Here is a 25,072-nt window from a genome sequence, read left to right as displayed (position 1 = left end):
TGCGCTCCGGGGGCATCTCTGGTCGGGGCCATGTGCTGGGTGTTGCTCAGTCACCTTACATTCAGCGCGTGATGAACGTGCCGACCTGGCGGACGACGCCCGGCACGGTGCGGAAGCCATCGACGACGGTTTTGAACCAACCGTCCTGACTCAGGGCGCGTTCGAGCTGCTTTTGCCGAGCGGCGGGCAGGGCGGCGATGATGACCGTCCACAGACCATCGAGATTCCAGGGCGGGGCATCGGGTGGCGCGGCGACCGTCACACTGCGCGCGATGGGAATGTTGAGCTTCCGCGCCGCTGCCTCCAGGGCCGCGCGCATGGCGACTTCCTTGGGGCGCGTGCCGGTGAGCGGATCGTAGGGAGGCGACCACTCCAGCGGTGGGTCGAGCCGGTCGGCCTGGGTGGCCACCAGCACCAGGGGGATGGCGCGCAGTCGTGGATCGGAAGCGGTCAGCTCGCGTAGTTTCGCCAGACCGCGCTGATCGGCGGCGCGATCCGCGCGATTGGCCGCGACCACCCACAGGATCAGGTCAGTCTGACGCGCCTGCTTCAGCCAGGACTCGCGCGGCATCTGATCCAGGCCGGGGCTGTCGACCAAAATCAGGTCGCCAATCTCCGGCATGGCCAGGCGATAAGCGGTGAAGCCCTCGGAGGGCCGGGTCAGCCCGACCGGCGCCTGGGCGACACCCAGGAGCGCGTTGAGCAGGCTGGATTTGCCGGCGTTGCGTTGGCCGGACAGCACAATGGTCAGTGGATCTGGCGCCCGGGGCGCCTCGGACTTGGGTGCGGTGGCGAGCAGTTCATCGGCGCGGCGCCGGTAATGGCCGGAATAGAGCCGGATCGCCGCTTCGCCGACTTCGCGCGCGAGATACGCGGCGACCTGTGCCTTGGCGTGCGCGCCCAGTTGATTGATCGCATTGGATAACGCGAATCCCACCAGCTCGTGCTGGATGGCGGAAAGCGGGTTGACCCAGCGCGCCGCCCGCGCCAATTGCATCGCCGGCTCGGCGATGCTTGTCCCGGTTTCGTAGGTATCCAGCGCCCAGCCGACCTCAACCTGGCGCGTCATCGGCAGATCACGCGTTAAGGTCTCTCGCAGCTTGCGTGCGAGTTCTTCGTTCATTAGCAGAATTTCTGGCAGCGTGAAGCGCAGCGCGGCTTTGGACAGGCCGGCCAGGCCTTGCTCAGGCAGCGCGTCACCCTCTGGGGTAAAGGCGGTGGCGACGGCGTTGACCGAGCGCAGAATCAGGTTCAGTCCGCTGTCCGCTGTGCGCACATCCTCCGCTGTGACACCGGCGATAATAACCTCCATCGCATTCCGTGCCTGGCGTTCCGCGGGTGCGGCATCCGAATCGGCGGCGGCGATGCTGACGCCATGCGCGCGCGGGTTCCAGAAGGCGCGGATGGCCACCAGCGGGATCAGGGTGAAAGCCACCACGCTGGTTGGCCAGTACCAGAACCAGCCTTGTTGCCACAGGAAGGCGATGCCCGCCGTCGGCAGCACCAGCACGAACGGGGCGAGCATCAAAAACCCCAGCAGCCACTCGCGCCAGTAGAATCGAATGTGGTTCCAGAATCGTTTCATTGGGTTGGCTCCTTGCGTTTTTCATAGATGGTGCGCGCTTCCTTTATTCCATGGAGATAGCGTGCGTGCGTGATCTTTGGATCTGGTTCACGCCCTGCCGCGCGCTCGGCGAAATAGTACAGCGCCGCCTCGCCGATTCCCCAGGTGATGGCAAAGGTCCAGGCCGCGACCAGCGCGCTGCCCCAGCCGATGCCGAGTTTCAGCACTTGCTGCGCGGCCCAGCGTCCGCCAAAACCCAGGGCGAATCCGGGGCCGAGTGTGGTGACGAAGGCGCCCCATTGGTCGAGTGTTGCCTTGACCCCGCAGCGCCGCGCAATCTGATTGACCATGAGTGCTTGCAGGCTGGCCGAGCCGAGGCCACCGAGGATGGGTGCGGGCACGGCGTTGGCCGCTGCCGCCGCGAACGCCCAGGGCAACATGACCTTGAGCCGCAGTCGCTCCGGCAAGGGTGTGCTGGCCTCCGCGCGCAAGCGCACGACCGTCTCCAGCAGCACGCTCTCCAGCACATCCCACAGGCGCTGCGCGCCATAGTCGCTCGGCGGCACGCCCTGTTCCGGGCGGGTAAAATCAAGCGGCACGAACACCGGCGGAAGCTTGCCGGGCAGGTCTGCAAACAGCTTCCGCTGCGCCTGCATGGCCTGGCGCAATTCATCGGGCAGTCCGGGCAGCGCGAAATCGCTGTCCTCGCCGGTGAAGGGATAGGGCAGGGGATGGCGATCATGGCGCGCGTAGGCCTGATGCAGGCAGCTTTGTGCCACCAGCACGGGCCGGTCCGGTTGCTCACGGCGCACCCGGGCAAGCGTCGCCAGCACTTCCTCAATGGCCAGGTCAGTGGCGCGGGTGACCACCAAAATCACCTGCGCCTGGCGGCTGGCTTGTTGCAGATCGGTGGTTGGATCATAGTCGGCGACATCGCCCAGACCGCGGGTGTCGAGAAAGCGCAACACCGGGCGCTCCTCGGGGAAGGCGTAAAGGCGTGCGCTCTTGGTCATGGGCAGGAACCCCTGGCCGATCTCGTCATGCCCCTTGCCGACAATTTCAGCAACGATGCTGGTCTTGCCGGCCTGAGTCTTGCCGAGCAGCCAGATGGTTGGCGCCTCGGCGCGCGCCCAAGCCTGGGCGCGTGAGACGCGCTCATGATCCGTATCCTGTGACTTGCGGTTGAAGGGCGAAGTGTTCAAAGGGCTGCTCCTTGATGTGTGCCAACAGCCGAGACAGGTTCCAGATATTTCTTCACATACAATTGGCGAAAGAAATTCAGTGTGTTCCGTTTCATCAGATCTTCAATCACATATCCCATCAGCTGCCAATCCAGACAGGTCGAAAAAATCTCTTGGGTGTTGAGACGGTAAGCCCGTTCGCCATGGATCTTGTAATAAACCCCGACTATTCGAGACTGCCCATCGGTCATCTCAACATCTACTTCAATGGATTCACTATAGCGATCAGTGATCAACACCACGCCTGGCCAAAGAATGATCATCAGATAATCGAAAAACAACAGGGCGATCAAGAGACTCAGCTCGGGGTTCATCAGGGCGACAGGAATCATGGCGACCCGGCCGATTTCGATGATTGAGTTGAAGTAAAACAGTCTGGCTTCCATTAAATGCAGCACCTTTTGCAGGTTTCTCTGCACCCCGACCAAAGGGTTGCGGTAGGCGAACATCCGATTCATGTCCAGATAAATGTCGTTGAATGGGGTGATTTTCATGTTGGCTACCTCGATCAAGATCAGTCGATTCAATAACATTCGAGTGCTTATGCCGGACTGCTCGCAGTTTTCAACCGGCACTCCGCAAGCAAGCGGCGCAAAAAGGCCTCCGGCGCGAGGGCCTCACCCAGCAAGCGCTGCTGGCGGGCGACGTTGGCGAAGTCCCCTGGGGTCAGGCTGTTGAGTGCTTCTAGGTGACGCGCTAGGTTCTCCGGTACTGGTGCCTCGGCATCACCAAGCGCTTCGCGGGCAAATAGACTCAGGCGCTGCTCGGGCTTGAGCGCTCGGAACTCCAGCTTGAAATCAAACCGCCGCAGCGCGGCCCCATCCAATCCGCTCATCAAATTCGTCGCCGCGATCAGAATGCCGGGATAGCGCTCCATCTGTTGCAGCAACTCATTGACCTGGGTACGCTCCCATTGCCGCTGCGCCTGGCGCCGATCAGCCAAGAAGCTGTCCACCTCGTCAATCAGCAGCACCGAGCGCTTGGGGTCGACGCTGGCGAACAGCCGCGCCAGGTTCTGCTCGGTCTCGCCCACATAGGGGGAAATCAAATCGGAGGCTTGGCGTGCAACCAGTTCCCGATCCAACGCATCGGCGAGCACCTCGGCAAAGGCCGTCTTGCCCGTTCCGGGCGGGCCATAGAAGCACAGCCGACCGCTACCCTCGCGTTCCAGCGCGCGAAACAACGCATTGGGCGCGATGCCGCCGGCCAGGTTCAGGTAGGCAACATCAAAGGCGGTGGCATTCTCGCGCCGGCGGGGCGCTGGGGTGCCATGCAGCAGCTTGCGCAGCGAGGCGACCCCCGCGCGCACCGTGATCTCCACCGGCGCATCCGGCTGCAGATCGACCAAACGCCGTGCCGCGCCAAGCCCCGCCGGGGTCAGGGCTTCATCGGCGGCCAGCTCATCAAGCAGCGCCGGGCTCAGGGCCAGGTCGCCCAGATGTCGCTCGGCCATCTGGCGGCGGACCGAGCGCGGCGGCGTGATAAAGCACACCGGCAGCAGGAATCGGCGCTGAAACGCCGGGTCGAGTCCGCGCACCTCGTTGCTGATCCAGATCGTCGGGACCGGGTTTTCCTCCAGCATGCGGTTCATCCAGCCCTTCTGCTCCCCGGCCGGCGCGCGACCACTGAGCAGCGCGAACAGATCATGCTGCTGCTCGAAGACATCCTCGACCTCATCGAAAATGATCACCGCGTCGCGCCGTCTTGCCAGCAACCGCTGCGCCAACAGATAAGCCGACAGCCGCCCCTCGCGGTTCAGTCCGTCATCATCCTCGTCGCTAGTGCGTACCTGAAACGCCTTCAGATCGCAGGCAGCGGCGATGGCGCGCGCCAGTTCCGTCTTGCCCGTGCCCGGCAGGCCGTAAAACAGCGCATTCACCCCGGCAACACCATCGCGCGCCGCGCGATTGAGCGCGCCTTGCGCCCGCAATGCCTCCTCATGCAAATGCGGGAACGCATCGAGCGCCCAGTCAGCTGCCGGGGCTGGCTCGATCAGCAGCGCCAACAGCGCCTGCTCATCCTCTGGCTCCGCATCGATCAGCTCACGCAATAAGTCAGTCGCATCCAGGTAGTCTTCCAGATCCAAATGGCGACCGAAATGCATATCCATCAGACCCAGCTTGCGCAGCGGACCGCTCTTGGCCATCAGCCGACGCAGTACCGGCGGGGCGATGCCGAGCAGGATGGTCATGGCGACGTGCAGATCGTGTCGCGCATGCAAATGTCCACGGCGCGACTCCTTCAACAAAATACGCAGTTCATTGTGTTGCTCGCGCAGCACCAGGTACTCGAGCAGTCGCGCGGCTGCCGGTTCGAGTTCCAGCGCCCGGCCGAGCAGTTCGGCAAGCGGCGCGACGCAGTCCTCGCCGTCGGCTTCCGCCAAGGGTTCAAGCACAGCCAAGGACAAGCCAGTGAAGAACAATCGCAGCTTGCGGTGCTTAGACGGAGGTGGAGGAAGCTCAATGCGCCGGCCTTGTTGGTGACTGAGTCGGCTGTGCTTCAACCGCATCTCCTCTTCGACCACGTCCTGATCCGGCTCCGCGTCAGCCTTGCGCAGTTCCGCCGCCAGAGCGCGCAGGCCATCGCGCACCTTCGTGCTCACTTCAGGCAGCCGTTCCGGCGCCAGGGCTGGGTCGAAGAAGGCTAGCGCAGCGGGCTCAAGCAGGCACTGGCTCAGTTGCCAGAGGGTGCTGAGAAAGTCCCAGTCATTGAGGCGTTTCACCAAAGAGGTGTCATTTAGAAAGAATTGCAGACTCAAACGGGCCAGCCGACGCGAAATGGCTGGAATCTGGTCCAGATCGGTTCGGATTAGGGCATCACTTGGGTTCATGGTTTTTCATCCTTGCAGCAAATGTGGGAAAGGGGAGGGACTGATAAGCGCACTCTCAAATTTGGTATGTCTTATTTCTCAATGTCTAACTTCTTAAGGGTTCACTTCGCTGGCCAGGGCTGAAACCGCCGACTGTCGAAATGCCAGTTCAGAAAGTCGCCACGGTGCGGACCGTCTTCGAGAAAGAGGCCAAGCACCAGGTCGAGCGGCTCGCGAAAATACGCACTACCCGCGTCTTTCTCGCTGTCGAACACCGGCGCACTCAGAACTTCGAGCACCACCGCCGGTTGCCCGTTGCGCGGCACACGGCGGTTCTTCAGCCCCGGCTTCCAGGTCACCAGATCACCGGGCGCGAAACGATGGGTCTGCGCGAACAAGCGCGCGCGTTCCTGCAAGGCCGGGCCTGGGTTACCGGTCAGGTCCGGCAAGAGCTCGTCATCCAGCAGGTCATTGTTACCAAGCTCCTGGTCCAGCCCGATACGGGCAAGCAGGTCGCGAGAACTGAGGGAATCGCGTTTTGATGGCATGGATTTCTCCAGTGGTTATGTCAACAAGCAAAGAAGAAGCAGCGGACGGGTAAACAAAATGCACAGTGGGCACATCAAGACAGTTTGATGGAGGTGCGCGACAAAACCTGTCGTATCGACTGATGGCATCTAGCTCCAGCGCGGGTCGAATGCAAATACCCTCTGGATTTGCCCGCTGCTAGCGCAGCGGGCTCGCCGCCCAGGTCATAGATTCGCCATGAATCCAACCGCCCGCGCTGGTGTGTCGGTCTTCAGCGCCATCTCCGCGGCCAAGTCGTCAAGTAACCGCCCGGGCGTCATCGGCTCAGCGGCCAATCGGTTGCGGCGCAGTTGAACGGCGAAATCTCCAGGGGTGAGCCGGTCCATAGCCGCAAGACGTGTCCGCCATGGCTCAGGTTTGCTCAACTGGCCTCCTGCCTGGCGAAGGGTCTCGCGAAACAGGCGCCAACTCTGCTCGGGGCGGAGGTAGTCAAACCGAATCTTGAGGTCGAAACGGCGCAAAGCGGCGCCGTCCAGCGCATCGAACAGGTTGGTTGACGCGACAAAGAGTCCGTCAAAGGCTTCGAGTTGGGTCAGAAACTCATTGGTTTGAGTCAACTCCCAACTGGCCCGTGCCTCGCGCCGATCACGCAAAAAACTGTCCGCTTCATCGAGCACAAGTACAGCGCGAGCCGTTTCGGCTTCGCGAAACATGGCGGCCAGTTGCTGTTCGGTGCCACCGACATACGCATTGAGCAGATCAGATGCCCGACGAACCAGCAGCGGGCGGCCAAGATGGCGCGCCAAATGCGCACCGAAGGCGGACTTGCCTGTGCCTGGCGGCCCATAGAGACACAGCCGTGCGCGCGGATCACGCTTGACTCCCTGCACCAGGGCTTTGAGATCATGATCCGCGTTCAGATAGGTCAGATGAAAACGCAGTTGATCCGCGCTTTCGGGTTTGGGTAAAGGCCGTTCCCCCATGGCACTCAGGGAGGCATTCAGGAGCGTCTCCAGCGTTGACTCGGCGCGTCCACCCTGGCGATAGCCAGCTCTTGACAGGGTATCGACCGCTTGGCGCAAGAGCGCCGGTGAAAGATGAGGGTGACGCGAAGCACGTTGGCACCAAGCCCTCGATACCGGCAAACTCCGCGTATGTGCCCGAATCATCCGCTCACGAACCGGCTGCGGCGGCAGCCCCACCTCAACCACTTGGCTGAAACGTCGCAGATAAGCCTCATCGAATCCGGAAAGGCCGTTGCATACCCAGATGGTCGGAACAGGATTCGACTCCAGGGTATCGTTCATCCAGCCCTTGGTAAGCTCGCTATTACCAAGTGAAACGCCGAGACGATCAGGAAACACGTCTTCAACTTCATCGAACAAAATCAGCGCCCGCGGTTGCCGGGCCAGTACATTCTGCGCGAGCCGAAAGGAACGCAAGCGATTGATACCCGTAACTGGGCCGTCGTCATCGTCCTCGTTGGGAACCTGATACAAGGGTCGCTCCAGCGCATCCGCCAAGGCACGCGCCAACTGTGTCTTGCCGGTTCCTGGCGGCCCATGGAACAGCAGGTTGGTTCCCGGGTGTCTGGTAGCCGCCAGCAGACGACGCGCCAGACTGACTTCCGCGCGCAAGTGCGGATAATCGGCGAGCGTCAATCCCGCGGCCGGCGCCTTTGGCGTACTGCGATCGAGGAGTGCGTCGATCTCCTCGGCACCGGCCATCAATGCCCCGGCCAGGCTGGGCATGAGACTAAACATCGCATGCAGCCGGCTTCTCTGCTTGCGTTCAACACACAGTAGTCCAGATCGGCAGAGGATGCCTCTGGTGGAGAGCGAAGCTTGCACCGCGCTCGGTTCCTCTCCCAATGTCGTCGCTGTCACCTTCGCCACCCAGAGGGCATCGAGTTCACCGAAAGCAAGAGAGGACAACTTCGCGAGACACCGATGCAGCTCAAGAAGCGCGGCGAAACCCAATATCTGGCAGTCAATCTCAGAGAGGCCGATCCGATCCGCCAGATGGGAAATACCGGTATCGATTTGGCGACCAAAGTCGCCATCAAAACGCCCGACCTCAGCACGGCGCGCCATGAGCTGTCGTTTCAATACATGCTCATATTCCTTCTCGGGAGGACGCTCAACACCAAGCGCGTGAAAAAGGCGATTCTCCGGGAAGTTATGCTCCATCGACTGGAGAAATGCAGAAAGACCCTTTGCCTCGAACAGCATGCTTAGACAAAGCCGAATCACGACTTTGCTCTCGATGCCAAGTGGGGGCAGAAAGGGCTCCTCAGGAGCCTGGTAAAGGTCGCCAGACTCCGAAAGATAATGGATAGTCATGTGTGCACTCCTGGAAGGGGCGGGCGGCCCGCATCCATGGGAGCGAGCCAGCTATTCTTTGTAAGTCATTGCACAATCAGTCAATTTGCTAGCGCTTGATTTATCGCCGTTTGCGCGGCGTGGTTTTTTTCAATCAAAGACGTGAGACCCGGGTACAGTAACGAGCCTCACGCCTTTTATGTGCGACTAATCAGGTTCGCAACTGCAATTGTCCGGGTAATCCGAATCGCACTCCTGGTGCCATCCGTCGGGACAGTTGGTACCATCGATCATGTCGTTAATCTCATCGTCAAGGTCCCGCTCGCCGGTGCTGTAGTCATGGGTATATTCAGACAAATCACTCATGCTCAAATCCTCCATTTGTGAGAAACATGGATACATGGCGCCCCCGCGGATGGGTGTCTGCAAGTGGCCGCGCTGGGCACCGAAAGGAAATAAGATTCAGAACCATCGGCAGAGACAGCCAAGGATCGGAAGGCAAGGTGGCCGCAATTGACCACCCTGCTGCCTGCTGGGTGACTGTGCTCCTAATCCTCGTCAGGCACACATTCACAACTACCGCTTTCATCACATTCCAGATGGGAATCGTGATCGCACATCAGCTCACCGAGCACCTCCAAGTCGCCTTCGTTACTCAAATCCCAACCGGAGTCTTCGTTTGACGAAAAGAAACTTCCAAACATGGTTAAATCCCCTTTTTGTGAGAAACATGGATACATGGCACCCGCGCGGATAGATGGCCGTGAGTGGCCCGCGCTGGCTACCGAAAGAAACATAAGATTCAGAAACATGAGCAGAGACAGCCAAGGATCGGAAGGCAAGGTGGCCGCAATTGACCACCCTGCTGCCTGCTGGTTGACTGTGCTCCTAATCCTCGTCAGGCACACATTCACAACTACCGCTTTCATCACATTCCAGATGGGAATCGTGATCGCACATCAGCTCACCGAGCACCTCCAAATCGCCTTCGTTACTCAAATCCCAACCGGAGTCTTCGTTTGACGAAAAGAAACTTCCAAACATGGTTAAATCCTCTATTTGTGAGAAACATGGATACATGGCACCCGCGCGTATGGATGGCCGTGAGTGGCCCGCGCTGGTTACCGAAAGAAACATAAGATTCAGAAATGAGCAGCAGTGAGCGGCCGACAGATAATGCGCCGAAACGGGTCGGAATTCGGGCACGATTCAGAACCGATAGCGGAAAAGACCAAAATCGACACTTGGCGCTGGGGGTTCTCAATTTTCTCGCCGCACTGGCGCGTCGTTCTTGGCTTCTGGTAGAATGCTCTCCCCGAGAGGGACAGCCCGGCCGGGGTTGCGACCCCTTCATATCCTTGATCCTTCAAGGATTGGACTCCCCGAGAGGGACAGCCCGGCCGGGGTTGCGACCTGATGGAGATGATCAATAAATTTCCCGTCAACTCCCCGAGAGGGACAGCCCGGCCGGGGTTGCGACCAACTCGAAGGGATTATTAGCGATGAACTTCTCTCCCCGAGAGGGACAGCCCGGCCGGGGTTGCGACTCGTTATTACTCCGAATGGGATAAGCGTAACTCCCCGAGAGGGACAGCCCGGCCGGGGTTGCGACTGAATACATTTGCGGACATTATCCACAATTGCCTCCCCGAGAGGGACAGCCCGGCCGGGGTTGCGACTCTATATCTTCGAGTTTCGCCTTTTCGTTAGTGCGCCAAGCGAAGCTTGGCGCTTCTTGCCGGGTGAAAGTCCCGGTCGGGTAAGGGCTAGCCACCCACCCGTATCGCGTGTTGCGCCTCTGGCGGATAGCGACGCACTGGTCAGGAGACTGGTGCTATCGTGAACAAAAGAGGTGAAGCGTACATAGAGAAACTTGTAGGCCAGAGGGGTGTACGCACCACCCTGAAGCGATTTCAGCCTCGTTAAAAGCATTAAAGCAGACGGCGACAGGGTTAACGACCTGGAAGCCAACACAGAGGACTCAATAGAACGACGATGGGCAAGATATTGTGGCACTGCCGGGAAACCAGGCAGCAAACAGAGAAAACAAACGTTGCCCTAAGGTCGTTCACGGCGAGAGTCCCGAGGGTCTGTCGGGGTCCGAGCGCCTGGCATGCAAGCACAGAAGCGTCGAGAACTTGGGAGACCCCATCAGCTCCCGGCGGGAGAGGTAAGGCATGCGGTTATTGAGACACACAGGGGGAAACCCCGAAACGGAATTAGACCGAAGCCTAGAGCCGACCGACCGGGGAAGCGCAACTGACCGAGAAGGAAGGTTCGCCGGAAGCGGATGGGGAGTCAGACCGACTCATAGTACTCCGAGCGCGGGAGAGCCGCGTACATGGGAAAGGGGTCGGCGAAGTGATGCAGCCAACAAAGGACACTTCACCCAGACACGACGGGCTGGACCATGAAGCAAACCTCCCTGTTGGGAATAGCGAAAAAGGCGGCATCGGACAAGGCCCATCGATTCCGCAACCTCTTTGGCCTGCTCAACGTCAGCTATCTTCTGGCCTGTTGGCGGCTGATTAACAAAGGTGCGGCCAGCGGTGTCGACCGACTGGATGCCCGCGCCTATGAAGCCAACCTTCAGGACAATGTAGAAGCACTGGCGGCGGCGGTCAAAGGGGGATGGTATCGGGCCAAGCTGGTACTGAGAAGATACATCCCCAAGCTCAACGGAAAGTTGAGGCCATTGGGGATTCCGGCCATCGCGGACAAAGTGCTCCAGATGGGGGTTACCAAGATACTGGAAGAGATTTATGAGCAGGACTTTCTGGACTGTAGCTATGGTTACCGACCTCGGGTTGGTGCCCTGGATGCAGTGCGAGACCTGAGCGCCGAGCTGCGAAGCGGGCGTTATCACTTCCTGGTCGAGGCGGATATTCGCGCATTCTTTGATCGAATCGATCACGATACACTGATCGAACTGTTGCAGCGACGGATAGACGATGAACCCTTTTTGCGGCTGATTCGCAAGTGGTTAAAGGCCGGCGTTTTGGAGCCAGATGGCGCGGTTCAGCATCCCAAGACAGGCTCGCCCCAGGGCGGGATCATCTCCCCGATGCTTGCGAATATCTATCTCCACTACGCGCTAGATGAGTGGTTTGAGAACACGGTCAAGACACATTGCAAAGGGAAAGCGTACCTCTGTCGGTATGCCGACGATTTTGTGTGCGCGTTTGAATGTGAGTTCGACGCCCAGCGCTTTTATCGGGTGCTTGGGTTGCGGATGGAGCGGTTCGGGCTGGAAGTCGCGCAAGAGAAAACGCAGTTGCTGCGGTTCTCGCGTCAGGACTGGACGCGTAACGGCACCTTTGAGTTTCTCGGATTCGAGTTTCGCTGGGGACGAGGGCGTTGGGGAAAACCCGCGCTCAAACGGCGCACGGCACGGAAGAAATACCGCGCCTCCCTGGCCAGTTTTCGAGACTGGTGTCGGGCACACTGCCGGATGCACAAGGACAAGTTCTTCGCGGCTCTCAATGCGAAGCTGCGCGGGTACTACAATTACTACGGTATCCGAGGCAACTCCGACAGCCTGGGTGACTTTTTCTACCATGTCACACGCATGCTCTACCGGGAGCTGAATCGCCGCAGTCAGCGGCGCAGTTACAACTGGAAGGGCTTTGCCGAACTGATCAAGGTGTTCAAGCTTGAGCGACCACGAATCTGCCACAGCTTCTGAGTATTCTGCAATGTTGCCGCGTGCGAAGCGAATCATTTCGAGGAGCCCGGTGCGGTAGTTCCGCACGCCGGGATCTGTACGGGGGCGGCCGGGTAACTGGCCGTCCTACCGTGATGCTCCCCGAGAGGGACAGCCCGGCCGGGGTTGCGACTTAGACTGCTCATTCAATACCCAATCCATCTTCTCCCCGAGAGGGACAGCCCGGCCGGGGTTGCGACTTAACGGTATCATTTCCTGCTGCAATAAATGCTCCCCGAGAGGGACAGCCCGGCCGGGGTTGCGACTTATGATTATTCGGATCATCACCAGACTTACTCCCCGAGAGGGACAGCCCGGCCGGGGTTGCGACCCAAAATTGTGTATTCTGGAAATTTGTTGGCTCCCCGAGAGGGACAGCCCGGCCGGGGTTGCGACGGATCGCAGGCACAAAAAAAGGCCAGTCAATTTCTATGACTGGCCTTTTTCTTTTTTTGGAAATGCCTGGCTGACCTACCGCGTTGCCGGTCTGGTAACAGCCAGCATACTGGTTTTTATGATGAAACCGGCTGCAAATACCACCCGTCTTTTTTCGCGTCTTGAAATTCGTTTGATCCTTTCGGATCGAGCACCGGATAACCGTGATTGCCATCGGAATCGGCATGGGCAGCAGCAGCGGGGCGCGCCATTTCAGTCAGTGCCTTGATGGGCGGCGAAGCAGCCCAGGCACCGCCCAGCGCGGCTTGATGCCAAGCGTCCATCGTTGCGGTAAAGGATTTAACGAACTCATTGAGTTGTGCCGGATCGCTTTTCGTGGGCTGATCGCAACGATTGGGGCGCAGCTCGCAGGCCGTGATTTCCATGCTCACCTGGCCATAGCCGAACGGTTTGCCCATGCCGATCAGGTGGCGCAATGTTTTCTTGCCACCCCAGGTTAAAGCCCAGACCAGCGCGCCGATCTCCTCCGGCTTGAGATTGTGGAATTGCAGACGGCCACGAAATTTTGATCCAGTCGCCAGTGGCGTAAAGCGCACCAATACATTTTCCTGCCCTTCCCCGACGCGCGGTTCGATGAGTTGATCGCGGGCGCGATAGCGTTTCCAGCCGTTGATGGTCGGTTTTTTGTGACCGCCCGCCGGTTTGGCGTAGGTGGCAAAAATGGGCTTGTCTCCCTCCCGACGAACAACCGCCTTCTGCGGATGCTGGCGATCCGGCGTTTGTCGAACATAGGCGGGGTAATAGCTGGGCTTGGGCGAGTTCAGGACACCTTCAAACAAGGCATCCCAGCGCGGCTCCCCTTCCAACACAGCATCGCCACAAAAAACGCGCCCTTTGCGGGCGTTTTGACCGTTTTCGCTGATGGTGCCGAACAACCCTTCGGCAAAATCCAGTTGGTCGCTAAAATGGTCGTCCGAGGTGTGCCGGATCATGTCCCAGATGGAAAATTCGTAGGGCAACCGATAGAGCTGCGACAACCCGAGCGACGTTGGCGCACCGCCGCCAAGCCAAAAGACCGGGATGCCGCGTTGACCATGCGGATTGTTTGGCGAATGGAGCCATTGCCAGGCATCGGTTGCACCATAGATGGCGAGAAACTCGCGCATCACCTGATCGTCGATGACGATGCTCTTTTGACTCGGTGCTGCAAACACAAACTCCATGTGTTTTTTGGAGCTTTCCGGCTGACGGGTGAAGACCAGAGAGCCGTCCTGGCTGGCGGGATCAAGATCTGCGGGATCAAGGCGTTTGACTTTGGGATAACGCAGGGTAAAAGTGCTCCCGTTTTTTGTTTGTTTTTGATGATCGTGCATTTCGGCAACATAGCGCAATTGCAGCCCGTTTCTCGTGGAGTGCAATGCCTGGTATTTATCCTCGGCGCTCTGGGCTTTTTTCCGATCAATCTTCAGACGCAACCAAGCGTTCAGATCGTCATGCTCGATACGGGCATACTCGCATGGATCAAGGCGCCAATGGCCATCCTTGAAGCGTAGCCAGCCGGCTTTGACTTTGGACTGGATCGGTTGGGTACTGGTCACAAAATAGTCACGATAAAAGTGTTTTGCATCATCGTCGAGATCGCGCACCGACAAGCGCGTATCATCGACTTGCGAACACTTGCCGAAGGTGGCAATTTGCAGCACATTGCGCAGCAACCCGCGCACACTTGCTCCGGGAATGGCATAGGGGCCGTCGGGAAGCCGGAAAAAGCGATGTTCGGTGCCTTGTTCCTGGTTTTCATCGCCGATCATAATTGGCGTATGCGCGGTGATGGTGATGTCGAGCCAGCCGCAAACGCCCTCTGCCAGGGGTATATCGTGGGTGACGCCGGCGGCCCAGTCCGGAAAGAACACCTGTTCGGATAAGGGAACGAAATTGTAAGGAGCATGAAGCGCCATCGCGAATCCTCGGGTGGATTGAAACTGCCTTGTCGGAACAGCGCAGCCGGTGTCCGGCTAGGCCGCCTTGTCTGCCTGTGCTTCCAAATGCAGCAGGCGCGACCAGCGCGGACGATAGCCGTGGTTGCTATCCTGTGCCCAGTAAACGCGATACTGCAAATGTCCGGCAGCGGGTGGGCGCGCCAGATAGGCTTGATCGCAGGCCAGGACAGCCACGTCCTCTCCGGGAGCGACCTCGATGAGTTGGGTCAGATGCCAGGCTCCGGTGCGATACTGCAACGCCAGGCTGGCGGTGGCGGTCGCGAATTCGCCATCGAGCGGCACCGATTGCGCCGACAGGTCGGCAAGCAGGGTTGCGAGCGAGCAGGCTTGTACGCCGCGCTCGCTTTGCCACAGCGTCCAGCCGAAGCCTGTGGCCGGGTCGAATGGCACGGTTGCCAGTTGGCTGGCAAGCGTGGCCGGATCGGGCGCGATGGTTTGCACAACCTGCAACTGCCGGGCGGTGAATGTCGCCCAGCCGGCGCCGCTGCCCTGGCGTCCATCGCTCAATGATTGGAGGTCGGCGCGACACTGTTGATAGGCTTGTAAAAGATCGGTTTGCGCAAGATCGGCTGGCAAAAGATGGTCGGTCATGCGGCGATGTCCTCCACGGCATCAAGCTGGAGCTGGGCGTCGATGGCGGTCCAATCGAGCGGCTCGGCGGCTTCGAGAAAGCCCTGCCCCTTGGCGGCGCCGGCGCCAACCGCCAGTTGCCCGGTGGCCAGATCGTGCAGCGCCAGCCGCAGGGCGCGGCGCAGCGGGTCAGCGACCGTCGTCAGATCGCCCAGCCCGATCCGCAGTGGCCAGGTGGCGCCGGCGTATAACACCTGTTCGCTGAACAAACGTCCCTGGCGTCCGCCCTGGGTGAAGCGATCGATGCTGTTATGCGGCACGACCTTGGGCGATACCGCATGCACAGGCAGGCACAGATCGGCAAAAAACAACCGTCCAGCCTGACCCACCGCATCCGGCGTCGTCACCGCGCTGCCGAACAGGCTGTGCATGAGCGGCTCCGCTTGCTGCTGCGATGCGTCGTCCGGCCCGGCAAACCAGCCCTGGAGACGACAGAGATGAAACAGCGTACGATGGCGCAGCGCTCCCTTGATGCCGGCACCGGGGATGACGACCGCTTGTTCGAGTACGCCCCGCGTGCATCCGGTCGCGTCGATCGACCAGCGCACCCAATCCTCGGTCAACGGCAGGCGCTGCGGCTCGCGCGCCGGTTCGCCGAGCGGACGGGTGCCATCGCCAATGCGCCAGACGCCGAGCGGGCGCAGCGGCAGCACGAGTGTTCGTGCCGCTGGCGAGGCGTCGCCCGCCGGGAACGCGACGAACGCGGCGGGATCGCCATCGAGCCGGCGCGGCAGCGCCCGCCAGCGTTGATAGGCTTCCGGATCGCGCAGGTCAAAAGTGCCTTCCCGCCAACGCACAACCCGCACCAGACCGAGACCGTTACGGGTGCCACCGCCCAAACGCGGCGGTTGTTCCAGCCATTGTTGGCGGATACCTTCCCAGGCGGTGCGCTGTTCGGCAGCGTCTTCTCCCCACAAACACAGTTCAAAGGTAAAACGATGCCCGCCTGGCACGATACAGCGGTCGAATTTGCCGGTGTCGGCGGCTGTGCCGTATTCGGTGAGCCGTACCTGCTGGCGCAGCGGCGGCGCGGCAAGCAACGGGGCGAGAATGGCATCCTGTTGGTATGCGCGTGAGTTCAGACATAAGCCATCGAGAGGACGATCATCGGCATTGTGAATACGTGCGGCACTAAGCGTCAAACGTGAGCTTTTCTCCCAATCGCCCAGCATGACGCGCATGGTAGGCGGTAGCGCCGCCTTGAGCACGCCGGCCAGCGTGGTGCCGGGAATAGTGGGCAAGCCGTTGGCATCCTGGGCCAGCGGTTGATCGTAAAGCGGATCGAAAGCACCGCTGGCAATCGACAGCGGTGTGACCAGTTCCAGGGTCACGCGCGCGCAAGCAACCAGCGGCCAGGCGGGGATCATGATGTTTCTCCCATGATGTTGCGGCGCCGCGCCTCGACCGCGAGCCGGGCCAGCCGCGCCGGTTGCGGCGCCCATTGTTGCACCCAGTGGGCAAAATGCTCTTCCGCCCCTGGCCCGTAGGTGGATTCGTGCCAAATACGCGGCAGTTCGGCAAGCCGGGCGGCGATGTCGTCCCGCCCCGAGGTGGCGATGCGCTCGATGTCGGCCCAGTGGGTTTTGCGCGGCCCGGCTTGGTCTTGTGGCGTGAGACCGTGCAAGCGCCGGAAGCGTTGATAAAGCTCGCCCAACTGCCGCAAATCCGCTTCCAGTTGTTGCCCGTCGGTGTCAGTGCTCTGATCGAGCCAGTGCAGCAAGTCCCGGCTGTAGGCATCGATGGCGGCGTCTTTTCGTGCATCGGTGGCATGGGTCGGCTCGTTGTTTGGCTCCGACGGCGATGCCGACTCGGGTGCCGGCCAATCCCAGACCTCGGGATACAGTGCGATCTCGCCCAAGCCATAGGCCAGATACCCGCCCAGTCCCAGCGCCAGTTGGGCACGATGAGTCTCCATCCAGGCGGCTGCGAGCTGAAAGGTTAAGACACTGCCGCGAGCAATCACCAAGCGTTCGTGATCGCGACAACCGGCATAGGCATTCCAGGGGCTGTAACGCCGACTGGCAAGAAAAGTGCGCTCCGGCACCAACTGCCCGGCAGGCAAACCAAGCCATTCGGCGCGCGGCCAGAGCGTGGGTTGCCCGTCGGCATCCCAGGCCGCCAGATCGGACAGCAGCCAAAGCGTCAGTTCGGTCGTCTCCGGGGCGATGTCCGGCAGCGGCGGCGCGGAGATCGCAGACGCCGTGCTGCGCACCCGGCCATAATGCGCCGAGCGCGAGCGCCCGATCAACAGGGTGGCTTGGTGCAGTTGTTCGCCAACCTGCTGCACCAGTGCGGCGGGTATTTCGGTTGCGAACCGGATTTGTCCGCGAAAACATTGCCCGGCTTCCAAACTCTGGTAGCCGAACAACTGCCCCTCGGCGGCACGATTGGCAGCGGGATCGATGGCGGTGCCCTGCCGGTAGCCTTTGCGCGGATTGGCCAGCCGCCCGCTGGTGGCATCCAGTTCTCCACCATCAAACGCCTTGTAGCGCAAAGTGCGATCGGGCGCATCGTGCCGGGCATCGTAAAGCCGATCGCGCCGGAGTTGGTTTTTGTTGGCATCGGCAAATGGCTTGCCCGCGCTTTTGGCATAGTGCCACGTCCGCGGCGTCGGGCGCGCCGGCCCGGCATCGGTCAACAAACGCGCATCGCCAAAGCGCACCCGATCGCTATGAAACAGCAGCCGCGCACCATCGTCTCCCAGAGTGCGATAAAGCCGGCTGGCCAGATAGCCCATCACGCAGGCGCCGGGGAGATAAGGCAGGGTTTCATGGTGACCGACGGTGGCGGCGAAAGCGGTCAGGGCGACGTCGTCTTCCAGCGTCAGGGTCAAGTCGATGGCGGACAAGCTCATGCGCGGCGTTCCTCCAGCGTCAGTTGGGCGCGCCCGAAGCCGCGATTGCGCTGTTTGCCGACGGCGCGCACCAGGGCGGCGCCTTGTTCCAGCCAGGCACGCCAGTCGAGGATGGCGGTCGGGTCGAAACACGCGACGCGCGCTTCCAGACGCAGCGGCACCACCACCTCGAACGCGCGCAGCGAGCGTGCTTTGGCGGCGCCGGTGTTCGGGTCGATGGCGGTGGCCATGCGTTCGCGAAACAGGGCGGCGCCGGCGGTGGGCTGGGCGTGGCAGTGCGCGCGCACGGGCGCCGGCAAGCGGGCGTTTTCGATCCGCAGGCGCGCCGGGGCGCTGGCTTCCTGGGTGCCAAAAAGCAGGTCGGCGCTGTCCTGGGGCAGATGTCCCCAGTGCGCGGCGCATTGGATGCCCTGCCGCAGCAGACCCTTGAGATGCTTGCCGCTCAGATAGGGCAAGCCCAGCTCGCGATCAGCCAGTTCGTCGAGATGGGTGCCGCCGGCCTGGCCGGTGCCGGGGAGCCAGTCGTCCAGAATATCGATCACGAGCCACACGGTTTGTTCAGGTGTCGCTGTCATTGAATCGTGCCTCCGCTTTCAGCCAGGCGAGCAGATCGCCAAGAGGGGAAAAGGCGCCCGTCCGCTGCTGCGTCCGCTCATCCACCCGCTCCAGCACCGGCGTCCGGGTCGGATCGGCACGATGGCTGGGCGCGACTCGGGCCAGATGCGCTTGCCATTGCTGTCTCAGTGCCGCGCCGGTTTCGCCGCGACGGGCGATCACCGCCAACCAGCGTTTCCAGCGCCGTTCGGCTTCGGTTTCGTCATGGCGCAGTTGCACAATCACATCGTTGAGGGCGCTGCGCGCAAGTTCGGCCTGCCGGTCAACATACAATGTTTTCAACGCCTTGAGTGCATCAAACTCAGGCGCATCAGGTGCGGAGATCACCCCAAGATGGTAAGCCGTGCCGGCAAGGCGCGTTCCTGCCGACGAGGTGACCAACACATCGTCGTCGCATGACAAACTGGCGGTCGAATCGCCAAAAGCGAGAAAGGACGGCGCCGGGCCGCCGGCGGGGGCATGGCGGGCGCTGCATTGTTTGGCCTCGGCGCATAAGGCTTCGGCCAGCCGGTAGGCGCGGTCGAACGGACGCTTGGCGCCGACAAAAACGACGCCGGCGCAGGTGGTCATACAGTGAGTCTTTGGCTTGATGCCCTGATGATGCTTGGCAAATTCTTTGATCTTGGCGGCGGAAATTCGCTCAAACGCCCGCATGTAATGCTCGACAAAATCCAGCGCCAGATCGGCGCGCAGGATCATGGTTAAATCGTCGCCGCCGAGCACCAGCGGGCGGGCGGGCATGATCGATGTCTCCTGTTCCGTGGCGACCGCTTGATCGAGTAACACTTCCATCGTCGCCTCTTGCGCCGCCTCGCAGCTCATGGCCTCGACCAGTTGCGAAAAGGCGAATTCCACCGTGATCGCCTGTTCGCCGCTGCTGTTGTTGGTGGCGGTGCGGATATCCTGCAAGGCTTGCCCAAAGCCATTACCATCGATATGGACGATGGCGACCCGATGGTTGGCATTATGAAACGGAAACAGATTTTCGGCGCTGGCACCGGGGTCGTTCGGATTGAGGTCGTTCGGATTGAGATTGCGCGGCCACACGGTGCTGTCGTCGCCCAAAGAAAATTTCTTGCCCAAACGGTCTTGCGTAAAACGCCGCTTGGCCAGTGCCGCCCGATCGATCGCTTCGCCATCAACTTTGGGAAAATGTCCCCAGGCCGGCAGGCCGGTCCGCGGCGCCCGATGCAGCGGCGGCGTCGCCAGCGGCAGCGGCAAGACCGGCTGTTGTTGCGCGATGGGCAGTTGGCGCAAGGCGGCTTCGATGGCAAGCCGTTCATCGCGGTCATCACCGATGGCATGAACAAAGGGCAGATCGGGGGCGAATTGCGGCATGATCAGGCTGATCAGATCGCGCAGCGCGTGCGCTGGTTCGGCTTTTTGAAACACCAGGGTAAAGCCGCCGCCGCCCCGGCGCGCGGTGTGAAAATCCCGCTTATCCGCCAGCGCCAGCGCGCTCAGGGCCGCGTCGAGCATGGCGCTGCATATCGCATCGATCAGGCCGCTGGCGCCCATCATTTCGGCCAGACGGGTGCGCTCCAGGATGTATTCCTGAATGTCCTTGGCCTCGAAAGCATACACATAATATGTCATGATCGGGGTGTCCTCTCATCGGCCAGGGTCAGCCACAGCGGTTGATGATCGGAGGCGGCGCAGAGCGGATCGCTGTCCAGCGTTTGCACACGTCGGGCCAAGTCCTCGGTGAGTAAAAAGTAATCGAAACACTGCGCTTCGGTTGGATCGCGCCCTGGGGTGTGCAAACCCAACGTCCGCGGGTGCGGCTGTTCGGGATAGCGCCAGCGCCAGGCATCGTGGAGCGGCGCGGCGGTGGTGGCCGCTTCTGTCAGCAGATGCCGCAGGGCCGGATCGTCCGGCGGGCCGTTGAAATCGCCGCAAAGCAGGGTGCTCATCGGGCGCGGCAGGGTGCGCATCGGTGTTGGGTCGGTGTTGGCCTGCCCGATCGGCTGCTGCGCCCAGGCGACGGCATCGCGATGGCGTTCCAGCAGATAGGCGGCTTGCGCCTGCCGTGCCGCCGGGGCGTAATATTCCAGATGCAGGTTGATCGCCCGCAGCGGCCCCCAAGGGCCATCGATGAGCAATTCCAGCGCCGCGCGCTGGGCATCCAGCCCGGCCACCGACGGGCGCGGCAGCGCATGATGCACCACGGCCAGCACCGGCCAACGGCTGAGAGTGAGATTGCCGAATTGACACACCTGCCCCTCGATCCGCAAATCGACGGCGGGGCCGAATTCGAGCGCATAGTCGGGCAGACGCCGCCGCAGACCAGCGACTTGATCGGGTTCGGCGCTGCCGGTGTTGGCGGGGAAGTTCCGGCACACTTCCTGAAGGCACACCAGATCGACCTCCTGACGCCGCACGACAGCAGCGATGCGATCCAGATCGACGCGCCCGTCCTCGCCTTTGCCCCATTGGATGTTCCAGGTCAAGCATTTCATGCCGGATCGCGCTCCGCCGCCGGGTCGATGTGTGCTGAATCGTGCAACAACGCATCCAGGCGCTGGCCCAGCGTGCGTTCCGGCATCGTGGCCGGACGAAAGAAAACGGTGAGCAAGGGACGTGCCGGCGTCACGGGTTCTCCGGGCAGACTGTGCAACCAGATTCCCACGGCAGCATCAAAGAGGTCGTTGCCGCACAATGCCTCGAACAGGGCATCGAGGGCGTAGGCATCGAGAAAGTTGAGATGTCCGGCGCGCGGCGCGCACACAGATACGACATGCACATCGTCGGCGTGCGCTTGCTCGGGCAGCAAGGGGTGGGCATGATGGCGTTGTTCCGGTTGATCGGAGTTGAGGACGCGCCGGAGCGCTTCAAACAGTTTCTTGTATTCGTGTCCGCCGGACGCATCGAAGATCGGCAATTGCTGTTTGAGTGCTTGCCAGGCAGCGCCCAGCGCGGCGGTCGAGACCGTCTCCGGCACGGCACAGGCGCGTTTCAACGTCTCCAGATAAAAGGTGCGATAGGCCGCCGGCCAGTCGCTCCAGGGATCATCTTGGCTCAGGGTTTGATCGAGCTGGTGCAAAATCAGCAGTCGCCCGATGGCGCGCCCTTGCGGCACGTCGGCACTGCTGGCAAGCACGCGCAGTTCGCGTATCGAGGTGTCGGCGATCCCGGCGGCGTCGTGGTAACACAATAGGTTATCCTGGGTCGTTTGCGGCGCTCCCAGCATCGGTGCCAGCGCGGCTTGCAGTGCAGCGATGACGTCCGGTTCCGGGTGCAGGGTGCGGTGCCGGGTTTGGGTGCCGCAGAGCCGCGCCGCCTGGTCGGGATCGGAGACGATCCATTTGCTATCGCGCCCGAGTTTGATGTCCAGCACGGCATGGGTGTCGCCCAACAACTGCTTCTTGGCCAGAATCGAGGCCAGGGTCAGGACGGGATGTTTCATGAGATTGCGCGCCTTGCGCCGCCGCATGGTGACTCGATCGACGCGGGCGATGGCATCGCTTTGGCGGCAAAAGACGCCACCATATTCATTAACCTGCTGTTGAATCCGGGCGGGCGTATCCGGGAACCGATAGCCACCGGCGGCGAGAACATCGACGGTGCCGCAACTGGCGCCTTGCGAGGCGCTTTTCGGCACGATCAAGTCCGCTTCCTGCTGGCGGCGCGCCATCAGCCACAAATAGCCGACGATCGGGCTGATATTGGCAACGCAGCCGGTGGAGGCGACATCCCAAACCGTCGCAGACTCCGGCCATGTCAACGGTCTGACTGTCCCTTGCAAGGTGCGGGTCACGCTGGCCAGCAGCGAAGGTGTGGGCGGTTCCTGCGCCACCGTATAACAATAATGGTCGATGGCGCGCGCGGCAGCGGGCGTAACATGGCGACAATGAGGCGCCAGCACCTGAGCGGGGTCGGCGTTATCGGCAGTGCTTGCCGAGTCATCGAGCCACCACCACTGGGCGTAATGTTCGGCTACCTGTTGCAGATAAGTAACGCGCTGTTTATAACCGGCGCGGTCAGCAAACTTGCTGGCGACCAGGGCATAGACGGTCAGTGCCATCGCCAAATCGTCGGGCGGTTCATCGCTGGCGTGGCGAGTGGTCAGCAGCGTTCTGGCGCGCAGACGCATTGCCGCCAGCATCGTCAACAAGCCTTCCAGATGGGTGAGGCTTCCCGGCTCGAAGCAGTCGATCAACAGACCGCGATCACGCGCCAGCGTGCGCCATAACGGCAGAATGGCTGCTGGCGTGCCGGCAAAACTGTTCACCGACATCAGGATCGTCGTCAGCAACTGCGGCGCATCCGGCACCAGGTGCAGAAAGCGTTCGGCTATGGTCAGCAGCGCCGGGATCAGCTGATGCGCCAGCAGTTCGACTTCCAGCTTGGCAAAATCGAAGGCGATCAAGCCATCGGCGACGCTGCGCTCGAAGTCGATCAGCCAGCCCAGATGGGTGGCGTCGGAAAATTGCAGATTATCCAGATTCAGATCGCCGTGAATGGCGCCGGCATGACCGGAAAAAGACAACGCGAATGGCAGGCGGGCGGCGGCTTCCCAGGTCTGCGGCAGCAGCCAGGCGACGGAAGCATCGGCATTCAGCGCCCGCACCCAATCCGGCGGCGGCGCCAGCGTGACGCGCCCGCGCACCCGCAGCGGATGGCCGGTTTTGACATCTTGGCGATCTTTAAGCAATGTGTTGATCGGGGAGCCGACGCAGTTGAGACGAAACCCCAGATCGGGATGGGTCACGGTGACGGTGTTGGCGTCCATAGCGATTTCGACCAGCGGCGCATCGGTCAACTCGATGACGGCGCCCTCGGTCAACGCGCGCCAGTCCGTTGCCGCCAGCAAGGCGGCGCTTTCGGGTTTGAAGCCTTGCGCGTGGTAGGACACCAGCGTGGTTGCTGTGGCCTCGCTGTCGTCAGACAATTCGATGCGATACAGCGGCGGCAGCACATTTCCCAGCCACTGCCACAGGGTGCGCTTGTCCAGGCGCGGCGTGCGTCCATGCAACTGGCCGAGCACCTGCTCCAGGGTTTGTTGCAAGCGTGGGAGCAGCGTGTCGATCCGGCTTGGCTCGGTGCGCAATTGCGTCAGCTCATGGCCCAAACTGCGAATGCTCAGATCGCCGCCGGGAGTGCCGACAATCGTATAAACGAGCAAGCCCAGCGCCCGCTCGGAGCCGGTTTCGCGAAACAGCGACGGGCCGGTATCGTTACCAGGGGTGACGGTAACGGCGGCAAAGTTGGTCAAGCGCGGGCCGATGACAAAGCGGGCGCCTTCGTATTCGGCTTGCGCGGTGTGCCAGTCGCAGAGCTTAATCAGCTTGGGGATTGCCGTGCGGGTGCGGGCAACGAACACCAAAGCGCCCGACAGCCCACCGCCGGGCTGGCCGGTGAGGCATTTGACGATCTCGACCGGCTCGCCTTCCGGGAAGGCTTGTGCCAGCGCGCGCGCCAGGGTGTCGTGTTGTATGCCCAGAGCGCGGGCGCTGGCGAGCAGCTGGTCGTAAGGTTCGGCGGCGACGCGCGGGCGTTGCAGTTGTTCGGCAAACGGCAGGCGCACCATGCCCTGGTTGAGTTCGCGGATGGCCACGCCGAATTTCCACGCAAAATAAGGCCCGGCTTGCTGGGCTTCTGCGAGTTCTTGTTTCCGTTTTTCGCATTCCAATTCGACGCCCCATTTGCCCGCCAAATCTTTCGCTGCGACGTTAATATTGAGAAACGGGATGCCGCGAAAATGCTGAATCAAAACATTGCGGATCACCGAATTGCCGCCATGCAGTTCGGCAAAGCACCGCTGTCCCTGTTTGTCTTTGATGCCTTCCCAGTGCTCCAACCAATAAATAAAAGCGACAATACGTGGGCGGGCGCGGGTGAGCTCATCCAGAGGAATGGCATCGAGCAAAGCGGGGAAATCCGCCGGTTGTGCATCCGCCGGTTGTTCAGGGGCGCAGATGTGTTTGAGGTTGAAGCCTTCGTCGCGTATATCTTGTTCGAGCTGCCGATACTGTCCGATATCCAGATCGATTCCGGCCAAAGCCGAGCGACTGGCCGTCAACAGATAAACGAGCGGGCAGGGATGCAGAGCAGATGCGGACATGGGATCAATGCGGTTCCAATGAAAGCGAGGGTTGAACGTGTCCCACAGTGGTTGTCGCGAGCGCTATCTTAGCAGGATAATAACTTAAAGTGCCAGTAATCGCTCGGGCGTCTACGATCTGCGCAAACGACTTGGCTCAACTAAGCGCAGACGTGTCGTGTCCATCTGTGGTTGCTCGCATGGCCAACGATCTAATTCAGGAATCAGCGAGTACGAATGTGTTATCCATTGATCCGGAAATTGATGCGCAAGTGTGGTTCCTGTGCGCTATCGAGCTAGTCTGCGAGCGCGCTGACAAGCGCACGCAAGACAGCTTGCTGGGCGTGATTGAAAGTCTGACGAAAACC

The 25,072-nt window shown here is 61.1% G+C and carries 16 protein-coding genes and 2 CRISPR repeat arrays; of the genes, 1 reads left to right on the top strand and 15 read right to left on the bottom strand.

Translation table 11 applies throughout. The features are described 5' to 3' along the window. Positions 1–61: 61 nt before the first annotated feature. From Thiofri_RS16075 to Thiofri_RS16045, 7 genes are all read right to left on the bottom strand, one after another. On the bottom strand, positions 62–1,585 hold the full coding sequence (locus tag Thiofri_RS16075; protein ID WP_009146496.1) for a GTPase family protein: 1,524 nt from the start codon (positions 1,583–1,585) through the stop codon (positions 62–64). After that, positions 1,582–2,766, bottom strand: coding sequence for a GTPase family protein (locus Thiofri_RS16070; RefSeq protein WP_009146495.1), 1,185 nt, complete (start codon positions 2,764–2,766; stop codon positions 1,582–1,584). The genes Thiofri_RS16075 and Thiofri_RS16070 overlap by 4 nt, the downstream gene beginning before the upstream one ends. Next, positions 2,763–3,299 (bottom strand): hypothetical protein, encoded by a 537-nt coding sequence (locus tag Thiofri_RS16065; protein WP_009146494.1) that lies wholly within the window; start codon positions 3,297–3,299, stop codon positions 2,763–2,765. The genes Thiofri_RS16070 and Thiofri_RS16065 overlap by 4 nt, the downstream gene beginning before the upstream one ends. Positions 3,300–3,346: 47 nt before the next feature. Further along, a complete protein-coding gene (locus Thiofri_RS16060; protein WP_323705445.1) occupies positions 3,347–5,635 on the bottom strand; it encodes an AAA family ATPase in 2,289 nt (762 codons plus the stop codon). Positions 5,636–5,736: 101 nt separating this feature from the next. Beyond that, positions 5,737–6,162, bottom strand: a complete 426-nt coding sequence (locus Thiofri_RS16055) for a hypothetical protein (RefSeq protein WP_009146868.1) — start codon at positions 6,160–6,162, stop codon at positions 5,737–5,739. Between the two features lie 204 nt (positions 6,163–6,366). Further along, positions 6,367–8,484 carry an AAA family ATPase gene (locus Thiofri_RS16050; RefSeq protein WP_323705443.1) on the bottom strand — a complete coding sequence of 706 codons (2,118 nt, stop codon included), beginning with the start codon at positions 8,482–8,484 and terminating at the stop codon, positions 6,367–6,369. Between the two features lie 186 nt (positions 8,485–8,670). Then, entirely contained in the window at positions 8,671–8,829 is a 159-nt protein-coding gene (locus Thiofri_RS16045; RefSeq protein WP_323705441.1) for a hypothetical protein, read from the bottom strand. A 945-nt stretch (positions 8,830–9,774) separates the two neighbouring features. After that, positions 9,775–10,142: a CRISPR direct-repeat array (repeat unit 35 nt; unit sequence CTCCCCGAGAGGGACAGCCCGGCCGGGGTTGCGAC). Positions 10,143–10,873: 731 nt separating this feature from the next. On the opposite strand from Thiofri_RS16045, the gene ltrA reads away from it, so the two are divergent. Beyond that, a complete protein-coding gene (ltrA, locus tag Thiofri_RS16040; RefSeq protein ID WP_009147486.1) occupies positions 10,874–12,148 on the top strand; it encodes a group II intron reverse transcriptase/maturase in 1,275 nt (424 codons plus the stop codon). Positions 12,149–12,264: 116 nt separating this feature from the next. Continuing rightward, positions 12,265–12,562: a CRISPR direct-repeat array (repeat unit 35 nt; unit sequence CTCCCCGAGAGGGACAGCCCGGCCGGGGTTGCGAC). A gap of 116 nt (positions 12,563–12,678) precedes the next feature. On the opposite strand, the gene Thiofri_RS16035 is transcribed toward ltrA, so the two are convergent. Genes Thiofri_RS16035 through Thiofri_RS16000 form a run of 8 tightly spaced genes read right to left on the bottom strand, consistent with a single transcriptional unit; the run spans position 12,679 to position 24,725 of the window. Then, a complete protein-coding gene (locus Thiofri_RS16035) occupies positions 12,679–14,520 on the bottom strand; it encodes a TIGR03986 family type III CRISPR-associated RAMP protein (protein WP_009146655.1) in 1,842 nt (613 codons plus the stop codon). A 57-nt stretch (positions 14,521–14,577) separates the two neighbouring features. Further along, positions 14,578–15,153, bottom strand: coding sequence for a hypothetical protein (locus tag Thiofri_RS16030; RefSeq protein WP_009146654.1), 576 nt, complete (start codon positions 15,151–15,153; stop codon positions 14,578–14,580). Next, a complete protein-coding gene (locus Thiofri_RS16025; protein WP_009146653.1) occupies positions 15,150–16,559 on the bottom strand; it encodes an RAMP superfamily CRISPR-associated protein in 1,410 nt (469 codons plus the stop codon). The genes Thiofri_RS16030 and Thiofri_RS16025 overlap by 4 nt, the downstream gene beginning before the upstream one ends. Continuing rightward, entirely contained in the window at positions 16,556–18,046 is a 1,491-nt protein-coding gene (locus tag Thiofri_RS16020) for a hypothetical protein (protein WP_009146652.1), read from the bottom strand. Before Thiofri_RS16020 ends, Thiofri_RS16025 begins: the two co-directional genes overlap by 4 nt. Then, positions 18,043–18,621: an RAMP superfamily CRISPR-associated protein gene (locus Thiofri_RS16015; RefSeq protein WP_009146651.1), complete on the bottom strand. Its 579-nt coding sequence runs from the start codon at positions 18,619–18,621 to the stop codon at positions 18,043–18,045. The genes Thiofri_RS16020 and Thiofri_RS16015 overlap by 4 nt, the downstream gene beginning before the upstream one ends. After that, on the bottom strand, positions 18,605–20,257 hold the full coding sequence (locus Thiofri_RS16010) for a Cas10/Cmr2 second palm domain-containing protein (protein ID WP_009146650.1): 1,653 nt from the start codon (positions 20,255–20,257) through the stop codon (positions 18,605–18,607). The genes Thiofri_RS16015 and Thiofri_RS16010 overlap by 17 nt, the downstream gene beginning before the upstream one ends. After that, positions 20,254–21,120, bottom strand: coding sequence for an endonuclease/exonuclease/phosphatase family protein (locus Thiofri_RS16005; RefSeq protein ID WP_009146649.1), 867 nt, complete (start codon positions 21,118–21,120; stop codon positions 20,254–20,256). Before Thiofri_RS16005 ends, Thiofri_RS16010 begins: the two co-directional genes overlap by 4 nt. After that, positions 21,117–24,725, bottom strand: a complete 3,609-nt coding sequence (locus tag Thiofri_RS16000) for a phosphotransferase (protein ID WP_009146648.1) — start codon at positions 24,723–24,725, stop codon at positions 21,117–21,119. The genes Thiofri_RS16005 and Thiofri_RS16000 overlap by 4 nt, the downstream gene beginning before the upstream one ends. Between the last annotated feature and the right edge of the window lie 347 nt (positions 24,726–25,072).

The organism is Thiorhodovibrio frisius, assembly GCF_033954835.1.
Lineage (GTDB): Bacteria > Pseudomonadota > Gammaproteobacteria > Chromatiales > Chromatiaceae > Thiorhodovibrio > Thiorhodovibrio frisius.
This window is presented reverse-complemented; position numbering and strand designations above follow the sequence as displayed.

What these genes read in the sequence shown, in the direction of transcription:
- Thiofri_RS16075 (WP_009146496.1), bottom strand. Translation starts at nt 1,585, where the DNA reads ATGAAACGATTCTGGAACCACATTCGATTCTACTGGCGCGAGTGGCTG.
- Thiofri_RS16065 (WP_009146494.1), bottom strand. Translation starts at nt 3,299, where the DNA reads ATGAAAATCACCCCATTCAACGACATTTATCTGGACATGAATCGGATG.
- Thiofri_RS16060 (WP_323705445.1), bottom strand. Translation starts at nt 5,635, where the DNA reads ATGAACCCAAGTGATGCCCTAATCCGAACCGATCTGGACCAGATTCCA.
- Thiofri_RS16055 (WP_009146868.1), bottom strand. Translation starts at nt 6,162, where the DNA reads ATGCCATCAAAACGCGATTCCCTCAGTTCTCGCGACCTGCTTGCCCGT.
- Thiofri_RS16050 (WP_323705443.1), bottom strand. Translation starts at nt 8,484, where the DNA reads ATGACTATCCATTATCTTTCGGAGTCTGGCGACCTTTACCAGGCTCCT.
- Thiofri_RS16045 (WP_323705441.1), bottom strand. Translation starts at nt 8,829, where the DNA reads ATGAGTGATTTGTCTGAATATACCCATGACTACAGCACCGGCGAGCGG.
- ltrA (WP_009147486.1), top strand. Translation starts at nt 10,874, where the DNA reads ATGAAGCAAACCTCCCTGTTGGGAATAGCGAAAAAGGCGGCATCGGAC.
- Thiofri_RS16035 (WP_009146655.1), bottom strand. Translation starts at nt 14,520, where the DNA reads ATGGCGCTTCATGCTCCTTACAATTTCGTTCCCTTATCCGAACAGGTG.
- Thiofri_RS16030 (WP_009146654.1), bottom strand. Translation starts at nt 15,153, where the DNA reads ATGACCGACCATCTTTTGCCAGCCGATCTTGCGCAAACCGATCTTTTA.
- Thiofri_RS16025 (WP_009146653.1), bottom strand. Translation starts at nt 16,559, where the DNA reads ATGATCCCCGCCTGGCCGCTGGTTGCTTGCGCGCGCGTGACCCTGGAA.
- Thiofri_RS16020 (WP_009146652.1), bottom strand. Translation starts at nt 18,046, where the DNA reads ATGAGCTTGTCCGCCATCGACTTGACCCTGACGCTGGAAGACGACGTC.
- Thiofri_RS16015 (WP_009146651.1), bottom strand. Translation starts at nt 18,621, where the DNA reads ATGACAGCGACACCTGAACAAACCGTGTGGCTCGTGATCGATATTCTG.
- Thiofri_RS16010 (WP_009146650.1), bottom strand. Translation starts at nt 20,257, where the DNA reads ATGACATATTATGTGTATGCTTTCGAGGCCAAGGACATTCAGGAATAC.
- Thiofri_RS16005 (WP_009146649.1), bottom strand. Translation starts at nt 21,120, where the DNA reads ATGAAATGCTTGACCTGGAACATCCAATGGGGCAAAGGCGAGGACGGG.
- Thiofri_RS16000 (WP_009146648.1), bottom strand. Translation starts at nt 24,725, where the DNA reads ATGTCCGCATCTGCTCTGCATCCCTGCCCGCTCGTTTATCTGTTGACG.